The sequence below is a fragment of the Dialister sp. genome, from assembly GCF_036343215.1.
Lineage (GTDB): Bacteria > Bacillota > Negativicutes > Veillonellales > Dialisteraceae > Dialister.
The window spans coordinates 1-3,270 of the sequence record NZ_JAZASU010000144.1 but is presented as its reverse complement, the minus strand read 5'-3'; the positions used below and the strand labels follow the sequence as shown (position 1 = coordinate 3,270).

Here is a 3,270-nt window from a genome sequence, read left to right as displayed (position 1 = left end):
TTACACCCCCAAACCCCTGTGAACCTCGCCTACAGAGCGACAAAAAGCCAGTCGCTCTTTCGGACGAGGTGTATGGCCGGTCAGTTGCGCATCGTGGCCGTTTTGGCCCGCTGAAGTGACCGTTTTGCTTCGCCATTTGCATCGAAGGGATAAATGAGGAAGATTTTTAATAGAAGCTCATGCTTTTTATAGGCAAAAGTAATAAAATTTCTACTGGCTTAGCTGTCCTTCATATGGTACAATTTAGATGTGGTGAAAAGGACCAGGTATCACGGACATGATTCTCTGATACCTTTTTGATACCTGAAGACCCAAAAACCACGCGAAATATCCATCATCAGATGAAATGAAAAACAACCAGAAGTACTGTTTGTAACCATTTAACACCAGAAGTCACTTTAACAGCGTAGAATTTGAGTAACCAAACATAAGTTCGATACCGTAACCATAAAAGAGACGATGAGAAATCTCACCGCCTCTTTTATTTTTTTACCTTTTTCGCTTTCAGAATATAATTGCCGTCCAGTTCTTTTTGCAGCAGCCGCATTGTGTCCAGCAGGTATTGGCGTTCGATGGCCGTCGAGCAGGAATCGAGGATTTCTTTTGCGTCCAAATCGTATTGTTCTATGAGGTAGGGAATTTCGTCGTAGACCAGGAAATCCAGAGAGATATTGACAGCCCTGCATATACGAATCAGAGTCGGGAGGGAAAGTTTTGTCTTCCCGGTCTCGATGGCGGATACATGCTGGGGCGTCACGTCTATGGCCTCGGCCAGCTGCTCCTGGGTCAGCTTCGCCTTCTTCCGTGCGGAACGAATCCGCCTGCCGATCGCGGCATAGTCGATGTTGTCTTCTTCTAATAATACTACGTCAATCATAGGCTTTTGTCAGAATTTTCCCTTCTTTCAAAGAAATCTACCCTATAAACTACAGGCAAAACACAAAGTGCATAGCGGAAAATACGAAAAACTCACTACACAGAATGAATTTTTGTGCTATACTATCTTGCGATTATAGTTGGGCATTTCATTTTGAAGGAAATGGTCTGGGAGGACAGGTGAACAGGTTTCAGCGCATCGTCAAGCGGATTGCAGATATTGTGATTGCTTTGATTATGCTTCTCGTTCTTTCCCCTCTGATGTTCATCATTCTGCTTGCAGTATTTGCCTATGACCGCAAGCCTCCCGTATTCAAACAGAAACGCCTGACAAAAGATGGGCAGGTATTCACCCTGTACAAGTTCCGCAGCATGCGTCCCGGGGCAGAAGAAAGCTATAAGCTGACTCTCTATGAGGATCCGAGGGTCACACCTGTAGGACGGGTTATCCGGCGTTTTCGTTTGGATGAATTGCCCCAGCTCATCAATGTAATCAAGGGAGACATGTCGATGGTGGGCCCCCGGCCGGAACGGCCGGAGATTGCCCGGGAGATTGAAAAGACCCTGCCGGAGTTTTCAAAGCGTCTTCAGGTGAAGGCAGGACTCACAGGCTATGCCCAGGTGGTCGGGAATTACACGACGCCCTCTGAGCAGAAGCTGGCCTATGACCTCTATTACATCGAACACTTCTCTTTGGGCCTGGACTTAAAGATCATGCTGATGACGGCCAGGGTCATGTTCATGTCCGAGAAGTCGGAAGGACTGCGGCCGGAAAAGACGGATGACGCCGCGGAAGAATCATGAAGATACTCATCATCACCACGGTTTCCGGCTTTCTTCAGCAGTTCCTGCGGGCGGATATAGCTGCCCTGCAGAAACGGGGATGGGAAATCTTCTACGCCTCGAACTTCAGCCATCCGGTCTATGCCTGTGACCGGGAGGAGATGGAGAGAAGCGGTATCACCTGCTTAGACATCCCCATTGAAAAGTCTCCGGCAAAGATTTTGTCAAACTTTTCTGCCCTGCGGCAGATTGAGACCATACTCGAAAAATTTCATATCGATGTCATCCACTGCCATACGCCGCTCGGCGGGGCACTTGGAAGGTTCGCCGGAAATCATTCGTACTCCGGCGGCAGGAAGCCCAAGGTCATCTATACGACCCACGGCTTTCACTTTTACAAAGGCGCTCCGAAGAAGGATTTCCTTCTATGGAAGAATGCGGAAAAGATTCTGGCCGGAATGACGGATGTCCTCATTACCGTGAACCGGGAGGACTATGGGGCGGCCCGTACCTTTCACCTGCGTGAAGGCGGCACTGTCTATCGGATTCCCGGCGTGGGCTATGACTCGGAACGGTTTCATCCGGATGCAGCCGATGGGGCAGCCTTGCGGAAAGAACTTGGCATAGAAGATGGTACCTTCGTCTTCCTCACGGCAGGCGAACTGGTCGCAAACAAGAACCAGATGGTTTTGGTTCAAGCCGCCAAACGTCTGAAGGCTTTTGACAAGGCCTTTCGCCTTTTGATTTTGGGCGAAGGATCGGAGAGGGACAGGCTGCAGGCAGCCATCGACCGGGAAGGCCTGGGCAGGAAAGTTCAACTCCTTGGCTACCGCAAAGATATTGAACGCTTCTACCGGGCTGCGGATTGTTTCCTCTTCCCATCCATTCGGGAAGGATTCGGTATGGCGGCAGTTGAGGCAATGGCCAGCGGGCTTCCGCTCATCGCATCCGACAACCGGGGCACCCGGGAATATGCCCGGGAGAACGCCTTCACCTGCCGGTACGACGATGCAGACAGCTTTACATTATTCATGAAAAGAATAATGGAGGAGCCGGAGCAGTGGGAAGCTATGAGCCGGGCCGGCATCAGAATGGCAGAGAATTTCACGAGAGACAAGACAGAAGCAATTCTGGATTCCATATACGGAACATTGGAAAGAAACGATGGGAAACGAAACGGAGAAGAAAAAGAAGAATAAATTCTGGCTGCTCCTTGCCATTGTCCTTCTGGCCATCGCCGTCATCTGCGGAGTCCTCTGCTTTTATCAGTACACGCAGAAGAAGGCAAAGGAAAAAGCGTTGGAGGAGCTGGCGGATTCCACGAAGCCGGACGAAAGCGCACAGCCCGAAACTGAAGCCGAGCCCAAGACGTACACCTATTCCGAGAAGGTTCAGTACTTCAAGGATACCTACGGGATTGACGTGCCGGAAAAGGATATTGATTTCAATGACCTGGCGGCCAATACAAATCCGGACATCTACGCCTGGATTGTCGTTCCAAATACAAAGGTGGATTACCCGGTCCTGCAGCATGCAGGAGAAGCCGACTACTACCTGATGCGGAATCTCGACGGAAGTACAGGCTATCCCGGCTGTCTCTATACGGATGAC

4 protein-coding genes are annotated in these 3,270 nt (G+C 50.1%); 3 read left to right on the top strand and 1 reads right to left on the bottom strand.

Going from position 1 to position 3,270, the window contains the following annotated elements:
- Nucleotides 1-481: 481 nt before the first annotated feature.
- Nucleotides 482-877 carry a helix-turn-helix domain-containing protein gene (locus tag VZT47_RS09835; RefSeq protein ID WP_330224785.1) on the bottom strand — a complete coding sequence of 132 codons (396 nt, stop codon included), beginning with the start codon at nt 875-877 and terminating at the stop codon, nt 482-484.
- 179 nt (nt 878-1,056) lie between these two features.
- On the opposite strand from VZT47_RS09835, the gene VZT47_RS09830 reads away from it, so the two are divergent.
- The 3 genes from VZT47_RS09830 to VZT47_RS09820 all read left to right on the top strand — a co-directional run.
- Nucleotides 1,057-1,680 (top strand): sugar transferase, encoded by a 624-nt coding sequence (locus tag VZT47_RS09830; protein WP_330224784.1) that lies wholly within the window; start codon nt 1,057-1,059, stop codon nt 1,678-1,680.
- Nucleotides 1,677-2,858, top strand: a complete 1,182-nt coding sequence (locus VZT47_RS09825; RefSeq protein WP_330224783.1) for a glycosyltransferase family 4 protein — start codon at nt 1,677-1,679, stop codon at nt 2,856-2,858. The genes VZT47_RS09830 and VZT47_RS09825 overlap by 4 nt, the downstream gene beginning before the upstream one ends.
- A partial coding sequence (locus tag VZT47_RS09820; protein WP_442877433.1) for a hypothetical protein occupies nt 2,824-3,270 on the top strand: 447 nt, incomplete at its 3' end. The genes VZT47_RS09825 and VZT47_RS09820, both read left to right, overlap by 35 nt.